The organism is Parachlamydia acanthamoebae, assembly GCF_000875975.1.
GTDB classification, from domain to species: Bacteria; Chlamydiota; Chlamydiia; order Chlamydiales; family Parachlamydiaceae; genus Parachlamydia; species Parachlamydia acanthamoebae.
Genome location: NZ_BAWW01000025.1, coordinates 39,136 through 58,613, shown reverse-complemented (window position 1 = coordinate 58,613; position 19,478 = coordinate 39,136). Strand labels below are relative to the sequence as shown.

Genomic DNA, 19,478 nt, shown 5'->3' with positions numbered 1-19,478 from the left:
CTTGCCGATGAGCAACTTGCAAAGCAAGAAGAAGAGCGTGTAGCAGCTTTAGAAGCTCAACAAAAAGCTGAAGAAGCAGCAAAAGCTGAGGAAGCAGCAAAAGCTGAAGAAGAAAAAAGACTTGCCGATGAGCAACTTGCAAAGCAAGAAGAAGAGCGTGTAGCAGCTTTAGAAGCTCAACAAAAAGCTGGGGAAGCAGCAAAAGCTGAAGAAGAAAAAAGACTTGCCGATGAGCAACTTGCAAAGCAAGAAGAAGAGCGTGTAGCAGCTTTAGATGCCCAACAAAAAGCTGGGGAAGCAGCAAAAGCTGAAGAAGAAGAAAGACTTGCCGATGAACAACTCACAAAGCAAGAAGAAGAGGAAATCAATGCGGAAGTACGTATAACTAGAAAATCAGGGGTTTCGCAAGATGAACCAATTCCTGCAGGTAACAAGAGTGAAGTGGCGCAGCAAGTTAACCAGGATGTTTCAAATGGTGCAGCTGTTGTGATTGAATCCTCAGGTTCGACTTTGTCAGTTTCAGAGGCCAGTGAGAAAAGGGGAAAAGATCCCGTTCAACAGCTGGAAAGCGTCATTGGATCAGCGCGTGAGTTTTCAGAGGAATTAGAAAACGCTAAAAAAAAAATTCCTGCTTAATGGCTGAGGATCCATATCGAAGTATGGATCCTTTAAAGCAGATCGTAAAGGCTGAAGAAGAGCTTAAAAAATTAAAAGAAGAACAAGATAGTTACGAAAGAGAACAAAAACGTATAGAAGATATCCAGGAAAAGATTAAAAAATTCCAATCTGAATTGGAAAACTATGTGGAAGATGGAGAGGCTCAATCAAATGTTTCTCCTCTCGCGCAAAAGTTGAATGAGGAGTTAGTTCACGATGAGCAAATAATTCAATCTTTGACAGCTCAGGGAAAATTTGATGAAGCCAAACAGGTAGAAAAGCATCAAAAAAAATTATTAGAGGAGGAGCTTAAATTACTGTCCTCAGCCCCAGTTTCCGAAAAAACACCTTTCTTTGAAGAGTCAATTCAGCAACATCACGAAAAAAATATTGATGATTTTATAAATCTAGCTCTGTTAGCACAGCGAGAAAATGATAAGGGAACAGAACAAGTCAATGCGCTATTAGCACAGTTAGCGATTCTTAAAAAAACAAATGGCCAGCCGACAAAATCTGAAGAAGACAGAATTAAAGCGGAGCTCAATCAAATCATCCGTGCCCAATCTCAAAGTACAAGCCAAACGTATCCTGGCGTTATGCTAGAGGAAGATGAAAATGCTTTAGTTGAAGATATCGTTATCCAAGCTCAGCAATTAAGCGAGGGAATGAATGCAGCCTACAAAGATGTGGAAAGACTCCTGTTTCTTTGCAAAAGTTCGGGTGTCCCTTCTGAAAAAGATGTGAGAAGGGGGGCGGGCTATTTTAGTTCGTTTTTGAAGACTAAGAAAGCGGCCAAAGATCCAAATGCCGTCTTAAAATTGGCTGTTTATACGAAAGATCATGTCGTATTTGTTGAGGCTATGCAAGTAGTGGCTCAACTGGCGGAAGGGGTTCGTCTAAAGGCCTATCGTGAAGCGTTAATTAGTTCAGTAAAAAGTTGCTATTCGCCCTTCTTTGAAAAACTTCTCCAGGAAGTGACTATAGATGATCCCCTTTTAGCAAAAATATGGGATGCCGTTCTTAGTGGTAAATCTATTGATATTGGTTCTTATTTATTGAAAAATTATGGCGACGAATCAAAAAGGTATTTTTTACCTCTCTACGAAAAATTTCTTAACGATAAGGATTGGCTTGAATTAGTCATTCTTATGATTGAAAAAGATCCGGAACTATTTTTTAAGAAGACGCAAGGCGAACGCCCTTACGATATTGCACTAAAGCGAGGGGAGCTTGAGATTATTGGTATAGTAATGAAAATGGATTCAGTAAAGGCATATCTTTCTAGGATTTAAAATTTTTTGAGCATGGCGGTAATTAGGCCGTCATGCTTGTTTTTTTATAAAGTGGCATGCAATTTTCATAATTCTTAATTAAAAACCCGAGGTCTTTATTATGAAAAGTGAAAATATCACTCTCATTAATCACATCGAACTTATTCTAAGGGAGTTAGTTGAGGTGGCCGAAAAACTCAATGTTTTATCCACACAAGCTCCCCTGGAAGAAGAAATCAATCGATTACAGTTATTGGAATTCGATTTGCTTAGTAAATTACAGGAGTTGGATCAAGAATTAGCGCGTAGCCATCTATCACATAGCTTTGATGCTGAGACACAAGCACACATCAAGGCAATGCTGGAACGTTTTGAAAAACTTAACCAGCATTTCATTGATAATTTAGACTCGCGGGGGGGATTACTCAAGTTTGAGAAGAAAAAATTACCCGCTGATAAAAAATAACTTACTCATCATCGATAGCGATTGCATTTTTGTGAGAAATTTCTTCCCCCCCATTTTTTCTAGAGAGGAGAACTTTTCTTGGCTTGCTGCCTTCATTTGGTCCTATCACACCTTGACTTTCTAAAAGATCAATCAAACTAGCTGCCCTGGCGTATCCTATTTTCAATTTACGTTGTAAAAATGTTGTGGATGCATTGCCTGTGCTTAGCACAATTTCAAGGGCATTATCATAGAGTTGATCAGCGGGGGATTCTGCTTGACTTGCTTGAAAATCTTCAAAAGATCCTTGATCAAAAGAGTTAATGACGTAATTTGGTGGGGCTTGATCACAAATTTTCTTCACCACACCCATAATGTCTTCATCTCGAATATAAGCGCCTTGAGCGCGAATGAGGTGGGAGCTTCCTGGGGGAAGAAAGAGCATGTCTCCATTTCCAAGCAGAGATTCTGCACCTGTTTCGTCCAACACAATCTGACTGTTCACTCGGCTAGCCACTTTAAATGAAATCCGCGTCGGAAAGTTTGCTTTGATAATCCCTGTGATTACTTCGCGAGAGGGGCGTTGGGTCGCAAGAATTAAGTGAATGCCTACAGCGCGAGCCATTTGTGCAATTCTGGCAATTGGAGTTTCAATGTCACTGCTAGACACCATCATCAGATCGGCAAGCTCGTCAATAATCCCCACGATATAAGGCAGTTTTTCGGGGATTTCTTTTTCTAAGCTTTCTTCAAAAGCAATGTCACGTTTGCGTTGATTAAAAGATTCAATATTTCGAACGGATAAAATTTTTAAGAGCTCGTATCGATTTTCCATTTCTTTTACAAGCCAATTCAATGCGGCACAAGCTCCGTGCGGTTCTGTAATGACAGGGGCTAGCATGTGTGGTAAGCGGGTATAAGGAGTCAATTCGACTTTCTTCGGATCTACCATAAGCAATTTGATTTCATCTGGCTTTGCGTTGAGCAAAATCGACATCACAATGGTGTTAATGCAAACAGATTTTCCGGATCCTGTGGCACCTGCAATAATGCAGTGGGGCATTTTTGCTAAGTCGCTCATTACATACTCTCCGAGAACCGTTTTTCCCAGGAGTACGGGTATGTGAAATTTTCTGCCACCTTGCTGGTAAGCATGCAAAATATCTTTAAACGCAACTTCTTGAGGATTTTGATTTGGTACTTCAATTCCCACGGCGGCTTTGCCTGGAATAGGTGCAATAATGCGGATAGACTTGGCTTGCATATTGAGGGCTATGTCATTTTCAAGCGTGCGAATTTTTTGCACTTTGACGCCGATGGCAGGATGTACCTCGAACAATGTAATGGTTGGGCCACAGTGAATCTGTCCAACTTTTGCTTCAATGCCAAAACTATTGAGGGTTTCTTCAAGAATTTCGGCTTGGCGTTGTAAATCTTTCTTCAGCAGGGTTTGGTCAATATTTTTGGGATTTGTTAAAAGCGTGTCTTCTGGGACTTCGTAATTGGTGAAATCCCCGTTGTAAACTTTCTGAGCGGCTATTGCCGCGTCTTTCTTGTTGAGCTCAGATGTTTCAAAATCCACATTTTGCATAGAGGAGGGGGGCATCAGATCATCATCATTTTCTATGGGGGCATCAGGCATGGGAAGAGCCATGCGGGGGGCTTCTCCAAAGGTGTTTTTTAAGATGGGATCGAAGGCGTATTTCCGTGCAAAGGAGGGCCGATTTTTTAAATCATTTTCCTGAAAAGGAACGGTTTCTTCCTCTTCAGCTTGTAAAAAAGATGATTTTGAAGATTTAGAAACGGGTTCTTCCGCATATTCTCGAGGGGCAAATAGGGCATCCCACTTCTCTCTTGAGATTTCTTTTATAAGAGTAAAAAAGTTAGTCAGCGCTTGCAAGATTTGGTCTGGAGTGATTTTTGCCAAAGAAAGCAACGAGGCAACAAGGGTGCTAAAAAAGACTAAGCCGACTCCTGTTGTATTGAGCATGCGGACAAGATTAAAGGAGGGCATGTCGCGATAGAGGTAATAGAAAGGGGCTCCCCCCAAGTGGTAGCGTTGTTTTTTGAACCAGGAATACGTGTAAAAAGAGTGGCCCAAAAATGTGCGGATCGTAGGAAATTGCTCTTCAATGAGAGAAAGGAGAATGGATAAAGAGCCAACCACAATGGCAACAGCTAAGGCTTTTTTCGCAAGGCGATTAATGGGATGATTAAAGAGAAGGCGCCAGCTGATCCATCCAAGAAAAATGAGGATTAAATAGCTGCTTAATCCAAATAAAGCATGGAAAATCCATCCAATGGTATGTCCGATCAGGCCTAGCCAGTTTTTAGACTCTTGTCCATACGCGAAGCTTAAAAGGCTCAAAGCTAATATGATGGATACACTAAAAAAGAAGATGCCTCGCATTTCGGTATTATAGGGAGTGACATCTTTCGTAGATGCCGATGTCATTTTTATTTGTTTTTTTTTAGCCATTTTTTCCCTTAATGATTTTTACAAGGACGATCATCGGTGCGTCAATTTGTAAACTAAAAGTTGAAATAAATAATTGCAAATATTCCTAAAGCAAAACAGTACCATGCAAAATAAATAAAGCGGTGATGCATGGCTATTTTTTGCAAAAAAAATAAAGAAGCATATCCCACACAAAGAGAGGTGAGGAGTCCTGCTGCATATGCAGACAGAGAAATGGAAGGTGCTGCCGAGGCTGTGGTCATTAATTTGAGCGTTTCAACGGCAATTCCTCCAAGAATGGCGGGAATCGCCATTAAAAAGGAAAATGTCAAAGCATCCCGTATATTCCATCCGAGCAATTGTGCTCCAGAAATGGTCGCGCCACTGCGGGAAATACCGGGAAAAATTGCGAGAGCTTGAAAACAACCAATTAAAAATGGTGTTTTCCAAGGATGTTTAGGAGGTGTTTCTTTTTGGTAACGTACACCTAGAAATAGGAGAAGAGAGGTGATGAGAAAAAAGAAGCCGAGTAAATGAGGTTTTTGATAAATCGATTCGATCGGTTTAAGAAAAATCACCAGGGGAAATAAAGGGAGCGTGGCAAGTGTGATTTGTAATAAGCGTGTTCGATTCGATGTGAAGGTTTCTTTGATCTCTTTAGAGAAAAAAAATAAAATGGCGCATAAGGTTCCCAAGTGGCAGACTAGATCGAATAAGATGTATTGATCCAAATTTTGAAGCCCCATTAAAGTTTGCATGAGCTTTAAATGGCCAGAGGAACTGACGGGCAGAAATTCGGTTAATCCTTGGATGATACCAAGAAAAATCGCTTCAAGTGTGGACATCGGTTTATTCCTTCATGCGAGAAAGTCGGAAAACTTGCAACGCTTTCCCCATTTGGACGTGGAAGGCGTAGATAGCCCTTCAGGGTGCCATGAAAGGGATTTTTCAACAAGGATAATTTAATGGGGGGAGAAAAAAGAGGGCGAACGACGGGATTCGAACCCGCGACTTCTGGAACCACAATCCAGCGCTCTAACCAACTGAGCTACGATCGCCGTAAAAATGAAAAGATTGGCTGAAAAGACGATTTTCGTCAATAGCTTTTCTTCTTTTTTTATGAAAAAGAAAAAAAAGCTGCTGAAAGGGGCTAAGAAGCTGGCGTGATCAACACGGCTTGTAAAGGTGGGTTCACTCCCCAAAGTTCAAGATGAAAACACACAAGTGTGTAGCTATCCCTTTGGCGTTGTAATCCCTTAACAAAAAAAATATCGTTGATAAGCTTAATAGCTTCTAGTTATCCCAAGCAGCAGCAAATAAATACATTACTTCATTATCGAATTTTTCGCATTAAAATAATTGTAAAGTGTTAATTTTTAAAACAAAAGCCAATTAAATCTTACTATATCATGAACATCCATTAGGACGCGCATTGTGAAAATAAGTAGGCGCTGTAATCGAGCAATTGCTTCGATGCCGCTTCCATTTTTTGATTAAATTTTTTATAGGATCTATCTTTATAGGGTTTGCTAAAAAAATCTCCCGCATAGACTGCGCTTTGTAAGGCTGTATTTAATCCAATACAGTCAAAGAAAGTTGCAGATGCCGCGGCCTCTCCCACAAGAAGAATCCGACTTTCTTTGTTGGAGAAGGTTTGAGCTTTTTGCAAAAAGACACTCATATTATTTTCGTAAATAACATTAGGGTTTCTGGCTCGGATCATTTCTGCTTCCAAAGTCCAGCCTTGTGCCAGAAGCCTTTCTCGAAATTGTGCAAGTGTATAATTTGAAAAAAACTTAGGATCATAACATACACCCTGCAGGCTAATTGCACTTCCTCCAGGCAAAAGAATTCGACGGATATAATAATATTGCTGATCAATAATTTCTGACGTAATAGCCCCTCCCGAATTGTCGAATGGGAAGAAGGCCCAAGCTCCTACTGTTTGATAAGAGGGATCGCAGTCCATGCCTAATTGCTTGCGTAAGTGGCTTTGAGAACCATCGGCAGCGACGATAAAATCGTAAGGAATGAATATTTTTCCATTAAGTGTGTTTATCTCAGCAGTAAAATTACTTTCATCAACCGCGATGAATTTTCCCAATGTTCTTTCAATTCCTAGTTCTTTGACTCGATTTTTGAGAGCTCGGTTAAGATACTTAATTTGGACTAATCCGGTTGATTTGCCCTCAAATTGGACCATTGTCATTTCAGGAATTGTCACCTTCCACTTGTCTAGTAAAGATAAAGAAGCTTTTGTAAGAAAAACCCAATAAGCGTGGAGGCAGTCTTTTTCCTTTTCCACGACTCTCACATTCATCCCTTTTTGGTAGGCTTCAATGGCGGTACCAAGACCGGAGGGGCCTCCGCCAATGATCAGCACATCTGTGGAATGTGCGGCAATTGTATACATCAATAAAAAAATCACAAATAACATGTTCTTAAGCTGTGTCATCGGTTTCCTCTCATTTTTTTGTGATAAAATAGAGTCTAACAAAAAACTATAATCTTAAGAAAGAGGAGCTCGATGGACCGCTCACTTTTTGGAGGGTAGCAATCAATGTTAGATAAGCGTTTTCTGCGACTCATGTTTTACTTTGGAGGGGATTCAAGACATCCAGATGAGGAGTCTTCATAACTGTACGCAGATTATTTCCTAAGACTTAAAGGGGTCATGTGTGGTTATTGAAAAACATATCTTTTTTTTCAGAAATTTTTAATGTTAAATTCAATTAATTGAAAAATTTAAGAACTAGTCCGCTTTCTTATTGTTGGGTTTTTTGTAGTTTTAAGTTATTGTTATTTTATTTATAATCTTTATTATTATTTATCGTTTAACAATTAAAAAGGTGAATACCCATGCATAATTTTTCTGATTACGGTTCTTATTATCCTAAGCCAAGTTATTTTCCACCTGCAATTAATTATTCCTATTCTTTGCTTGAACGAGTGAAATCCTTTCGCAGTGAGGAAGATAAGCGTGATTTTATAAAACAATTGAGCGTTTATGAGGGCATTTATCTTTATGGAGGAAAAGAATATCTACTAGAGCAAGATCACGAAGGAAAAACCTTTATTGAGAATCCCCATCTGTCAATTGACGATCGTGTTAAATATTTAGAAATTTTATATAAAATTTATAAAACACATGAATTGAAAGATGTTGTTCTCTTGCGTGAAGTTCTTATAAAGGTTCTTAATTCTTATTTTCTTGATTCTTATCTTTATAATTCTTACGAAAAATGTCTGCCTTGTCGAGAAATGTTCCATGATCAAAGGCTTATACAAAATTATCAGATTGCGGAGTGTCCAATTAAACATCCCATTCCGGTTAATCCTGTAACACCTCTAGAATCTTTCACACGTATTCCAAATACTATAAGAGATGTGATTCATATGAGTGTTGATATTCGCCCATTTATGCAAGAAATGAGCCTCACTTATTACGAGCAAGGAAGATTTGAAGCCGATATTGCTTCTTTGCAAAAAGATGTGCGAGCAAGGTTGATAGATATGCATTTATTTTCTGAATTTGATTCCCATGAAAGACGTTATGTAAGAGAGGGTAACAATTTTGCGCTTGAAAATCTTTACAAGATTAAAGTAGATTTTTCTCTCTCGATTATGCATGAGGTTCGCTTAGCTGTTCTTCGAAAAATCATGAAATTTGATCAAAAAGGGAGAATCGATCGAATTGCTTTGCCTATGTTTGATAAACATTTTGAAGAAATAAATAAGAAAAAGCGGGAATTTGAAGTCCCTACTGCAAAAGTGGAGGACGACGTTATTGCAATCTGTCAGAGGAAAGGGGAATTTGAACGCTACATGGACGATGAGAAAGAAAGAATCAAAACTGGGATTAGAGAGCAAATCGGAGAACTGTACACGAAGATTATGCAAAACAAAGGATCTAGAATGTTTCAGTGCATTCTTCAGATGCCAGATCAACTCACCCCAAGAGTTGCTGTTCAGGGTCTAAGGCAAGATGCTTTTTTAAGATTGCCTCCCATTGCTCAAATTCAGAATTTGCATAATTCGCTTCACGAGAGTCGCTTTGAAGATGCTTCTTTAGCTGATTTATTCTCCATTGTTCAAAATCCTTCTTCTCTTCAAACTCAGCAAGAACTCCATGAATTCCAAGTACGTTTGGGCCAGTTAAAGCAGTTGCCAACAAGCTCGCAAGATTTGTTGCGCAAAATTCAAACTCATCTTGTTCAACGTATTCTTAACTAACCAAAGCGGGTCCATTAGTATTATTATTTCAGGCTTCTTTTTGAAGCCTGTTTCATTTTAATGGTTATGGACACTATCAAATGTTTGGCTTGGCTAGCAACTATTGATGAGTAGGCATTCAAAGGTGAAGTGAGCTTTTTTTTCTGGTGATATAAGAAATTAATTGAAAGCAAGAAGCTCGCACTAAGATAACGTCTTCTTGCTTAAGGAACTTAATTACTGCTTGTTTTTTACAAAATGGTAGGTTCTTTTATAGAACTCATCCAGCTTCATTTGTACATGCTCACTTTGTGTGAGCAATACCTGGCATGGAGGCAAGCTATTGATAAATGAAGAACCATAAGATTTTGATACTAACCGAGAATCTAGGCAAACCACACACCCGCGATCATTTTTATCCCGAATCAGCCTTCCAAAACCTTGCTTGAACTTCATAATCGCTTGAGGAAGGGCATACTCTCCAAAAGGATCACCTCCGCGCGCTGAAATAGCTTCGGCTCTTGCTTGAATCAATGGCTCATTGGGTACTCTGAATGGTAATTTCACGATGATGACACAGCGCAAGTCTTCGCCGATCACATCCACACCTTCCCAAAAAGAATCGGTTCCAAATAAAACAGCTCGATCGGCAGCTTTAAATTTCTGCAGTAGGGATTGACGATTGTCATCACCCTGTTTAAATAAGCGAAAGCGATTGTCTTCTAATCTTTTTTGCAGTATCTGATAGCATGTTTTTAGGTGTGTATAAGAAGTGAATAAAACAAAGGCATTTCCTCGGCTTGATTGAAGGGCTTGCCAAATTTTTTCACAGGCTTGTTCTTGGTACTTAGGATGGGCAGGTTCTGGCAAATCCACAGGTACAACCAGCATGGCTTGTTCTTTGTAGTTAAAAGGAGATCCATAGATTTCTTCTTTAATGGATCGACTGGCCAGAGCCTCGGCTGTGAGGCCAAGGCGCTTACGGATAAAATCAAAGCGATTATTGGTCGTTAATGTAGCGCTGCATAAAACAATGGTCGAAAAAGGTTTGAACAAATAATCTACAAGTGCTTGAGAAACATCTAAATCGGCATGTACAAGTTGAATGGATGGAATCATTCTCGTCGATTGAATTTCAATCCAACGAACCTTTGAGGGAGAAAATTCTGAAGAGGTAAAGGATTCTAGGGCTTTTGTGAAGAGGGAGAGGCGTTGCGATAATGCGGCAATGTCGAATCGAATCCCCTTGGTTTGTTCATTTAGCTGATCGTTATCTAAAGCTTTTAAATCCATTTCCAGACTTGAAAGAGCTGTAGTATAGCGTTGAGCTTCTTCTAGCGTGAGTTTAACATGCGGTAGAATTTTTTGATTCCAGTCTGGGTGCGTGACATGGAAGGGGAGAAGGCGTAGCTTATTTTCTTTCCAGTCTTGATCTTGGGAAGCGTAAGGAGATTGGAGCGTTTGCACAAAAGAACCAAAGATATGAAAAGCGTCGACAATAAATTTCAGCAAATCTTTTCGGAGCGCAGGCAAATCAATTTGAAGCCGATTTAAAAGGGAATTGACCTCATGCGTGGCATTTTTTTTGCAGCATTCTTGGATCTTTTCTTTTAGCAGTGGTAATTTACCATGCACTTTCCCTTGTTTTTCAGCTGTGAGTCGGGCCATGACGCGTAGAATGCCAATCTGTGAAACACGTGCGGCAAAAAAGTCTGTAGCAATATCCTCAATATGATGGGCTTCATCGATGACGATCCGATGGTAGGTGGGAAGCAATGCAGGATCATCAAAGTGCTCATTCTCACTTCTAAAGAGAAGATCTGCAAAAAGCATATTGTGGTTGGCAATTAACAATTGAGCTTCATTAGCTTCTCGTCTAGCTTTAATAAAATGGCAGTCTTTATAGTGAGGGCAGGCCATGTGATTGCACGTGTCGCTTTCTGCGCAAACCTTTTCCCATGTGGTAGACGAGGGGACAAAATGTAGGCTAGATCGAGAACCATCAGTTGTTTGTTCTGCCCAGGCCTCGATTTGTTCAAGTTCTTGGCTTTCCTGGTCGGGTAGTAGACGAAATTCCTGGCGAGCTTCTTCTAATTTTCTTAAACATAAATAGTTGCTCATTCCTTTAACCAAGACAGCATGGATTTCAACACCCAATGCTTTGACAAGAGTCGGGATGTCTTTCAAAAGGAGTTGTTCTTGCAGAGTAATTGTGTGTGTAGAAATCAGGGTGCGTTCTTTATTCTGAAGTGACCACAAAATAGCTGGGATCAGATAAGCCATGCTTTTTCCCGTACCTGTTCCCGCTTCAATGAGTGCAATTTCCCCTTGATTGTAGGCTTGGAGGATATTTTCCATCATTTTGATTTGAGGTTCACGTACCTCAAAACCTTTGACGCTACGGGCTAGCAAACCCTCTTTTTTTAAAAGAGAAAGGGCTTGTTCGATATCTAGTTTGCGGGAAGACATGGGAACCTTTGGGGAAATGGAGCTAAGCCAGGATACTGACTTAGCCGGAAATTCGATGTTTATTCGACATCTAACAAATCTAGGAACGCTTTCAATTGTTTAGAACGCGTTGGGTGGCGCATTTTTCGCAGGGCTTTAGCCTCAATTTGACGAATACGTTCACGGGTTACATTAAATTCAACGCCCACTTCTTCCAAAGTCTTGGGTTTGCCATCTAAAAGGCCAAAACGTTGAATTAAAACTTTGCGTTCGCGATCAGTCAATGTGGCTAATACTTCATTCATTTTGTCTTTTAAAATGGAATAGCCAGTTGCTTCCGCGGGTGAGTCTGCTCCTGTATCTTCTAGAAAGTCCCCAAATTGGCTTTCACCGCCATCACCTACTTCAGCTTGTAGCGAGATCGGATGTTGGGCAATTTTGTAGATTTCACGTACACGTTCAGCTGTAATGCCAAGTTCATTAGCGAGTTCTTCAGGGCTTGGTTCACGACCAGTTTCCATCATTAGTTTCTTTGCGCCGCGCAAGACCTTATTGATCGTCTCGATCATGTGCACCGGAATACGGATTGTTCTTGCTTGGTCTGCGATGGCACGTGTAACGGCTTGTCGAATCCACCAAGTCGCATAAGTTGAAAATTTGTAACCGCGACGATATTCAAACTTTTCAACCGCTTTCATCAGACCCATATTGCCTTCTTGAATTAAATCAAGGAAGGATAGGCCGCGGTTTGTGTATTTCTTGGCGATCGAAATGACTAAGCGCAGGTTGGATTCAACCATTTCTCTTTTTGCTTCTTGGCTTTTATCCATCCAACGTTGAAGCATGCGCACATCTTTTTTGAAATCTTCTAAAGAACGTCCCGCCGCTAATTCCCGTTTTTTGAGCTTGCGCTTGGCTGCATTCAATTTTGCAGCGGCATATTTATTACGCTCAGCACGTGGTTTAAGCTCATTGATATCTTTTTCAAGGGCTAAGAAACGGTCGTAAGCCCGTAAAATCACTTCACCAAAGTCTTCAATGACGTTATGTCGACAGTGGAGTCTACGTAAATAGGCTTGTGTGCGGATTCGGCATTTTTCAATGTCTTCTTCCAATGTTTCTGAGAGTGGCTTCAGTAAAAGCTGTTCTAGAATGGCATCTTCATCTTTTAAAAGATCACAAAGCTTTGGAAGGAGGTGCAAAAATTCTTGCTTATTGACCACTTCTTTTTCTGTAATGCATTTATCAAAGCGCTCTTTTCCTTGAATAAGGTAAGAGGCAATCGAAATGGCTTCGGCTGTGGAATAGCGGAAACGCATGATGATTCGTTCGATTTGAATTTGCGCTTTTTCGATCCGTTTGGAAATCTCCACTTCTTCTTCTCTGCTGAGGAGAGGAACAGATCCCATTTCTTTTAAATACATTCTAACAGGATCGTCCGGGGAACCTTCAGATCGCTTAGGAAGCCCTTCCATTTCTTTGGCTTCTTTCTTCTTCTCTTTTTGCCTCTCGACTTCCGCTTGATTCAGAACTTGAACATCCATCCCGCTTAAGAAAATCAGGACTTGGTCAATTTGATCTGCGTTGTCAAAAGTCATTGGGAGGATTTCGTTAATTTCCTCGTAGGTGATGTATCCCTGTTCTTTTGCAAGCGAGACAAGTTCATCAACTTTTTGTTGGTGATGCTGGGAGAATGTTTGTGAAAAATTTACTTTGCTCATGTTTTCCTAAAAGTTTTTGTTTCCAGGCGCAGTTCCTATTCAGGAATGCGAACAATAAATTCAAAAAAAGGGCGAAAAGTGCGAAAATAAGAAATCAGATCGTGTCTGAGTGAGAAATCGAAAGAGGAGGATTTAAAGTTAGACGCAAGTTTTTTGTTCAATTAACATCCTCAATTGTAGAAGAGACACAGCACCATTGTAGGTTACCATTATTCGAATAATTCTTTGAATATTCATCTTGACAAAATGCGATGAATCCTTCATCAATATACGTTTGTTTTTTCCGTTCGCCCGAAAAATCAGTAGAGCAATTTTGTGACGATTGGGTAGTTTTTGTCAAGGTTGAGCTGATTGCATTATAGAGAGTTGGAGATTAATCTCAAGATTATTTTAAGTATTTGTATAAAAGTTTTTGACTAATCGGTGTGTTTACTAGCCATATGAGGTGCATTATGCAACTTTTTGCGTTCAATCTTCACAATCAATTAGTAGCCGCGGTTCATGCTGAAAAACATTGCGATTATATTTGTTTGGAATGTCAAAAGGCCGTTCGATTAAGAGGTGGCCGTCACAGACAGAAGCATTACTATCATTTGCAAATCAATCAAGCCTGCTCTTTGCATCGCAAAAGCATGGAGCATATCCAGGTTCAAACCTACCTTTATCGCTTACTTCCCGAAAATGATTGTGTGCTTGAATGTCCTTTTCCTACCGTTTCTCGCATCGCGGATGTGGTTTGGAAATCTAAAAAATTGATTTTCGAAGTGCAATGTTCACCCATTACACAAGAAGAGATGCAAAATCGATGCCAGGATTATCGAAGTTGCGGTTATGAGATTATTTGGATTTTGCATGAGAAAACCTTCAATCGGTGGAAGTTATGTGCTGCAGAAGTTTTTTTACAGGATCAAACCCATTATTTTACCAACATGAATAAGGAAGGGAAGGGGATGATTTATGACTGCTATGCCTCGATTGAAAGGGGGGTACGAAAAAAGCGGATGAAACCAGTGGAAGTCCAGCTGAATTTGCCTACTTTACTCAACGAATCCGGAAAAAATCTTCCCCAATTCTTGAAAAAGCGTTTGGAAACGTGGCATTTACATTTCGAAGGAGATCTTGTAACCCGATTTTTTAATCAAGCTTATGATTTTCAAGAAATCATCTCAATCGAACAAAAAAATGAGACGAAACCGCTAACGTGGATTCAGGCCGCGAAATATGCACTATACTTCTGTATAATGCGCCCTTATCGTTTAGTTTTTCAGCTTTTCTTAGAAAAACATTCCAACTAGAAATGGCGCAAAGCATTAATCGGATTCATACGAGCCGCCTTAACAGCAGGATAAAGTGCAGAGCATAAACCCACAAGAGTTGCCATGCTAACGGCTAGCAAGACAGACCAAAGGGTGATCAAGGATTCCCATTCTGCATAATAGGTAATCAGTTCTGTGAGAGCAAGAGCACCCAAAATTCCTAAAAAAACTCCAGAAAGAGTTAAAAGCAGAGATTCCACTAAAAATTGCTTCGCAATATGGTACTGATTCGCTCCAACAGCTCGACGAATTCCGATCTCTCTGGTTCTTTCTGTGACGTTTGCTAACATGATATTCATAATTCCAATCCCCCCGACGAGAAGAGAAATCGCCGCAACACTCCCAAGAACAATATTGAATGTCATTTGTGTGCGATTAGCTTGATGCTGAAGCTCTTGGGGGATCACGACTTGATAATCCTCAATTCCTTTATGGGTGCGATTTAAGATATGGTGAATCGTTTTGGCCGTTTGGTTGATATCTTGATTACTTTTTACCTGAAAAGCGATCTCTGTAAGGGCATCATCGTGTAACCAAGTTTTACGCGGAAGCGTTTTATCAATGCCCAGTGGGACATAGATAATTCGATTTAAATTGCGTGAAGTCATCACGTTCGTTTTTCCAGGAATCCAGTGCTTGTGGTCTAGGATCCCCACAATTTTAAACGAAATATGATCGATCGAAATGTTTTGAGAAACGTGCCCTTTTTTTCCCAATTCTTTAGCCACATCATAGCCTAAAATGCAAACATGCTGTTTTTGTTGCTGGTCCAAAGGGCAAAGTAAGCGTCCTCGGTTAACGTCGAGGCCTTTGAGTTCAAAAAAAGAAGGGCTTACGGCTAAAATTTCGGGTGTAAAAGCTTGGTTTTCAATTTGCAAATTTCCCTTGAGGACTTTAAAACAGGCGTTTGCAGAGATGCAGGAGAGGTTGGAAATGATCTGGGCGTCCATGAGTGTTAAGCCTTTCACATATTGCTTTTGCCTTTCCTGCTGTTGTGCTTCTGTTAAGTCGGTTTGGCGCAAGATAATGTGATTCATCCCAAGCTGTTCAATTTGCCGCAATGTTTCTTGTTTTGCGCCTTCCCCAATTGCCAGCATGGCAATGAGAGCAGCGACACCAAAAAAAATTCCTAAGGCACTTAAAAATGTGCGTAAACGTTGTAAGAGGAGGGAACGGATTCCTTGCTTAATGTCATTGATCATGGATGATTTGTCCGTCCCGCATTTTGATTGTTCTTTGACAGTGTGTACTGACACTCGGATCGTGCGTAATGATTAAAATGGTGACCCCTTGTTGATTGAGATCTTCAAAAAGGGTGAGGATGGAATTGCCTGTTTCCGTATCGAGGTTTCCTGTAGGTTCATCTGCCAAGATAAAGGTTGGGTTAATCGCAAAAGCACGCGCAATAGCTGTGCGCTGCATTTCACCCCCAGAAAGCTGATTGGGACGGTGTGTCAGACGATGGGAAAGGCCGACTTTGTCAATTGCATATAAAACGCGCTCTTTGACCTCTTTCGGATGTGGTTGATATAAAAAAGGCAGCGCTACGTTATCATAGACGCTTAACTGAGAAATTAAATTAAATGACTGAAAAACAAAGCCAATCTGGGTTGCCCGAATGGTCGAAAGGGTGATGTCACTCAAGTGCGCGACATTTTGATCCATTAAAAAATATTCGCCTTTCGTTGGTGGATCGAGACAACCCAAAATATTCATTAGGGTGGATTTGCCCGAACCAGACGGTCCCATAATTGCGGTCAAAGTGCCGATATGTAGCTCTAAAGACACATTTTTTAAAGCATGGATCTCTGTGTCACCCATGACAAACTTTTTATCAATCTCTTTCAGAATGGCAAAAGGTTTTGTCATAATGGCTCTTCGGTTTTGGTATAAGAGGGAGGTTCACTTAGACAAATCACATCATTCTCTTTCAATCCATCTAAGATTTCTACCCATTGTTGATTGGCTTTCCCCACTGAAATGGGGTGGCAAAGATACTCGTCTTCTGACGAGAGATAGCAATAATGTTGTTTTTCCATTTCAAAGAGGGCATAGATTGGAATGGTTAAGGCATTGTCGATCTGATCTGAGTGGATGGTGACGTGAGCCGTCATTCCGGGTCTTAAGCGAGAGTCATTTTTATCGAGCGCGATGGTAACATCAAAGTATTTTTCATCACCCATTTTGGTGATATCTGTTAAAGCGAGGACCCCAATTGCATGTACTTTTCCGGAGAAGAAAAGATTGGGATAAGAGTCAATACTGATGGTTGCCTGTTTACCGATGCTTACCTTATGTAAATCGATTTCACGGATGCGCGTTTTAACGAGCATCGAATTAAGGTCGGGGAGGTCCATAATAGGCTGATTTTTTAAAACATTGTCTCCCACACGTGGTTTACGTCGTTGTCCTTGTCTAAAGTCTTCTCGATGTACAACCATTCCTTCATAAGGGGAGAGAATTTCGGTATGTTTGAGTTCTTTGCGAGCATTTTCTAGAGACTCATGCAGGTGTGTGAGCTGCTGTTCAGCTTGGGCGAGAGTGAATTGGGTCGTTTGGATATTATAAGCTGTTGAACGTGCTGCTTCTTCGGCCGTTGAGCGCGCCCGTTTTAAGGCGGCTTCTGCTTTCATGATTTGCATGGGGAGCACGTGATTAACATAGCTTTCGTACTGCATGCGTGCATTTTCGTAGGCTTCCTTCTCTTCATTCAGTTTTTTTTCTGCCTGCCTTTTTTCGCTAGGGTTTAGAAAACCTTGTTGCTCAAGAGATTCTAGATCATTGGCATACCCTTGCATCTCTTCGTATTTGATGGCCGCTTTTTGGACAAGTCCTTGCAGTCTTGCCTTTTCAAGGGGACCATCTCCTTCAATAATCTTTTTAATTTCTAAATGAGCCGTGTCTTCTTCGAGGGTAGCCATTTTTTGATCATGTTCGGCTGCGGAAATATCCCATGCTAGCTTATGCTTCAGGCCAAGAATTTTGCTTTCCTGCTCTTTAACTTGCTGTTCGAGGTCTTCAATAGTTTCTTCGAAAGGTGTGGCATCGAGCTTGACCAGCAATTTATTTGCAGGGACACTTGTTCCGTCGGCAATTAAATAGATGATTTTTCCTAAATCCCCTCTGACAGCGGAGGCGATTAAGGTGGATTGAGCAGCCTCTAGCTCGCCAGTGGTTTCAACATTCACTGCAAAACTTCTTTTTTTGACTTCATAAGTCATCATTTCTGGAAGATTAGATTTAGGAGGATAGGGATGCTCTTGAAGGGAAAGAAAATAGATCCAAGTCGCTAAGCCCCCTACAAAAAAGCTCCACTTGACTAATCCAAACAAGACTTTTTTCATCGACATGTCTCTTCTCTATCAATTAAAACCCCCATTGCTGCAAGGAGTCGATATTCTTCTATAATGTGTTCGATAATGGAACTGATCAAACCGTTTTGTGCCATACGTGTTGATTTTTCGGCTTGAATAACATCAAAGTTGTTGGCCATTCGATGTTCAAACTTTGCTTTAGCTAGATGATATTCTCCTTGAAAGTTTTTAATTTGTTTTTCTTGGGAGGCTATCCGATCTAGCGTACGGTCCAGTGCTCGCATCATTCTTTTGATTTCTAGGATTAGATTATTTTTAACCATAAAAAAATTACGTTTGGCATTATCGACATTCATTTGACTTTGTTCGTAGGCATTTTTCTCATGGAAATTGTCAAAGTTTGCTGTGGAAGTGGTCAATCCAATCCCCCATTTGCTTTCCCTTTTTCCTGAATATGTACGTGTTAAAATCTCATCTCGAGCAGAAGAGCTGTAATCGACTAAAAAATTAAAGTCTGGAGTTAGATTGATTTTGGCTATTTTTGCCATTCGTTTGCTTTCGCAGACATAATCATGTGCTTGCTCGAGTTCTAGACGCTTATTTAAAGCTGTTTTAATGGCTTCATCGATTGAGATATCAACTGGAGAGTATTCGAGAGAGACGTTGGCTTCAAATTCTTGATCGCAATCCAAAAACAGAAGTTCTCTGACACGATCTTTAGCATCTTGTAAACGTTCTCTGGATTGTTCTTTTTGATCTTGAGCATGTCGGAGTTCAATTTCGGCGCGATAGACATCGAGCGCGTCAGACAATCCAATGGATTCTTTAACACGTGTGGCATCGGTAAATTTTTTTAAACGTTCATAAGATTCCGTATCCAGCACCAACATTTTTTCTTGTTTAACCACTTCATAGAGTGACTGGATAATTTGAATCATGATATTGATTTGTGTCAGAAGCAAGGAACGGGTTGCTGTGCGTACAGAAAACTGGGATGAATGCAGAGGAGATAAAAAGTAATCGTAATTAAAAGCTCTAAAGAGAGGCTGAGAGATACATGCGCGGAAGAGAGAGTCATATTTATGAGCAGCCTTCATAAGAGATGGAGAAATGGTGATTTCAGTTCCAAAGGGGAATTTTTTAACAAGATCGATTCCTCCCCCGATGGTCGCGCCAGATCCTGTTTTACCTCCCCCTACATAGCCAATATCTCCACGTCGAAAAACTTTTAAGCCGAACTCCTTTTCGTGCAGTTCAACACCTAGTTCCGCCGATTCTAATTTGGCGTAAGCATCTAAAACATTTTGATTTCTCTCCCAGGCTAAGTTAATTGCATTTTCAATCGTTAAATTTAAAATGCACTTTTCGTCTCCATATAAAGGCATAAAGAAGCAATGAAAGAGCGCGATTAAGCAGATGTAAGCTTTGGTCATACGAAAGTTTTTCTTTTGTGACATTAATTAATGCGTATCCTAGAAATAAAACTGATTTTGTGTAAACTTTTTTGTTCTGGAATGCTTTTTTCAAATTTTTTTGTTCCATAAATATCTAGTTTTCAAAGGAAATGAAAAACTAAACGATAAAAATATTTTTTTAATTTAAATAATTCTTTATATGCTGGTTTACACAAAAGAAA

13 protein-coding genes, 1 tRNA gene and 1 pseudogene are annotated in these 19,478 nt (G+C 40.2%); 5 read left to right on the top strand and 10 right to left on the bottom strand.

Going from position 1 to position 19,478, the window contains the following annotated elements; genetic code table 11:
• The 3 genes and pseudogenes from AOM43_RS13400 to AOM43_RS06445 all read left to right on the top strand — a co-directional run.
• Window positions 1-636, top strand: a pseudogene (locus tag AOM43_RS13400) (hypothetical protein); the annotation flags it as partial.
• A 23-nt stretch (window positions 637-659) separates the two neighbouring features.
• A complete protein-coding gene (locus AOM43_RS06450) occupies window positions 660-1,949 on the top strand; it encodes a hypothetical protein (RefSeq protein WP_059359512.1) in 1,290 nt (429 codons plus the stop codon).
• Window positions 1,950-2,049: 100 nt separating this feature from the next.
• A complete protein-coding gene (locus AOM43_RS06445; protein ID WP_006341415.1) occupies window positions 2,050-2,394 on the top strand; it encodes a hypothetical protein in 345 nt (114 codons plus the stop codon).
• A gap of 1 nt (window position 2,395) precedes the next feature.
• Here the strand turns inward: AOM43_RS06445 and AOM43_RS06440 are convergent, their stop codons facing one another.
• From AOM43_RS06440 to AOM43_RS06425, 4 genes are all read right to left on the bottom strand, one after another.
• Window positions 2,396-4,852, bottom strand: coding sequence for an FtsK/SpoIIIE family DNA translocase (locus AOM43_RS06440; protein WP_006341416.1), 2,457 nt, complete (start codon window positions 4,850-4,852; stop codon window positions 2,396-2,398).
• 53 nt (window positions 4,853-4,905) lie between these two features.
• Window positions 4,906-5,676: an undecaprenyl-diphosphate phosphatase gene (locus AOM43_RS06435; RefSeq protein ID WP_006341417.1), complete on the bottom strand. Its 771-nt coding sequence runs from the start codon at window positions 5,674-5,676 to the stop codon at window positions 4,906-4,908.
• 139 nt (window positions 5,677-5,815) lie between these two features.
• Window positions 5,816-5,889: transfer RNA gene (locus AOM43_RS06430), tRNA-His, on the bottom strand.
• A gap of 362 nt (window positions 5,890-6,251) precedes the next feature.
• On the bottom strand, window positions 6,252-7,286 hold the full coding sequence (locus AOM43_RS06425) for an FAD-dependent oxidoreductase (protein WP_039377759.1): 1,035 nt from the start codon (window positions 7,284-7,286) through the stop codon (window positions 6,252-6,254).
• Between the two features lie 404 nt (window positions 7,287-7,690).
• On the opposite strand from AOM43_RS06425, the gene AOM43_RS06420 reads away from it, so the two are divergent.
• Entirely contained in the window at window positions 7,691-9,064 is a 1,374-nt protein-coding gene (locus AOM43_RS06420; RefSeq protein WP_059359508.1) for a hypothetical protein, read from the top strand.
• A gap of 216 nt (window positions 9,065-9,280) precedes the next feature.
• Here the strand turns inward: AOM43_RS06420 and AOM43_RS06415 are convergent, their stop codons facing one another.
• Together AOM43_RS06415 and AOM43_RS06410 are read right to left on the bottom strand one after the other, a co-directional pair.
• Entirely contained in the window at window positions 9,281-11,512 is a 2,232-nt protein-coding gene (locus AOM43_RS06415) for an ATP-dependent DNA helicase (RefSeq protein WP_006341420.1), read from the bottom strand.
• Window positions 11,513-11,571: 59 nt separating this feature from the next.
• Entirely contained in the window at window positions 11,572-13,212 is a 1,641-nt protein-coding gene (locus tag AOM43_RS06410) for an RNA polymerase sigma factor (RefSeq protein WP_006341421.1), read from the bottom strand.
• A gap of 452 nt (window positions 13,213-13,664) precedes the next feature.
• Between AOM43_RS06410 and AOM43_RS06405 the strand changes: the two genes are divergently transcribed.
• Window positions 13,665-14,507: a competence protein CoiA gene (locus AOM43_RS06405; RefSeq protein ID WP_059359506.1), complete on the top strand. Its 843-nt coding sequence runs from the start codon at window positions 13,665-13,667 to the stop codon at window positions 14,505-14,507.
• Here the strand turns inward: AOM43_RS06405 and AOM43_RS06400 are convergent.
• Genes AOM43_RS06400 through AOM43_RS06385 form a run of 4 tightly spaced genes read right to left on the bottom strand, consistent with a single transcriptional unit; the run spans window position 14,504 to window position 19,275 of the window.
• Window positions 14,504-15,730, bottom strand: a complete 1,227-nt coding sequence (locus tag AOM43_RS06400) for an ABC transporter permease (RefSeq protein ID WP_059359503.1) — start codon at window positions 15,728-15,730, stop codon at window positions 14,504-14,506. The genes AOM43_RS06405 and AOM43_RS06400 overlap by 4 nt on opposite strands.
• The gene (locus AOM43_RS06395) at window positions 15,720-16,397 is read right to left on the bottom strand and encodes an ABC transporter ATP-binding protein (protein ID WP_006341425.1); all 678 of its coding nucleotides are present in this window, start codon (window positions 16,395-16,397) and stop codon (window positions 15,720-15,722) included. Before AOM43_RS06395 ends, AOM43_RS06400 begins: the two co-directional genes overlap by 11 nt.
• Window positions 16,394-17,878 (bottom strand): efflux RND transporter periplasmic adaptor subunit, encoded by a 1,485-nt coding sequence (locus AOM43_RS06390; RefSeq protein WP_226987430.1) that lies wholly within the window; start codon window positions 17,876-17,878, stop codon window positions 16,394-16,396. The genes AOM43_RS06395 and AOM43_RS06390 overlap by 4 nt, the downstream gene beginning before the upstream one ends.
• Window positions 17,869-19,275, bottom strand: coding sequence for a TolC family protein (locus AOM43_RS06385; RefSeq protein ID WP_158308670.1), 1,407 nt, complete (start codon window positions 19,273-19,275; stop codon window positions 17,869-17,871). The genes AOM43_RS06390 and AOM43_RS06385 overlap by 10 nt, the downstream gene beginning before the upstream one ends.
• Window positions 19,276-19,478 lie beyond the last annotated feature (203 nt).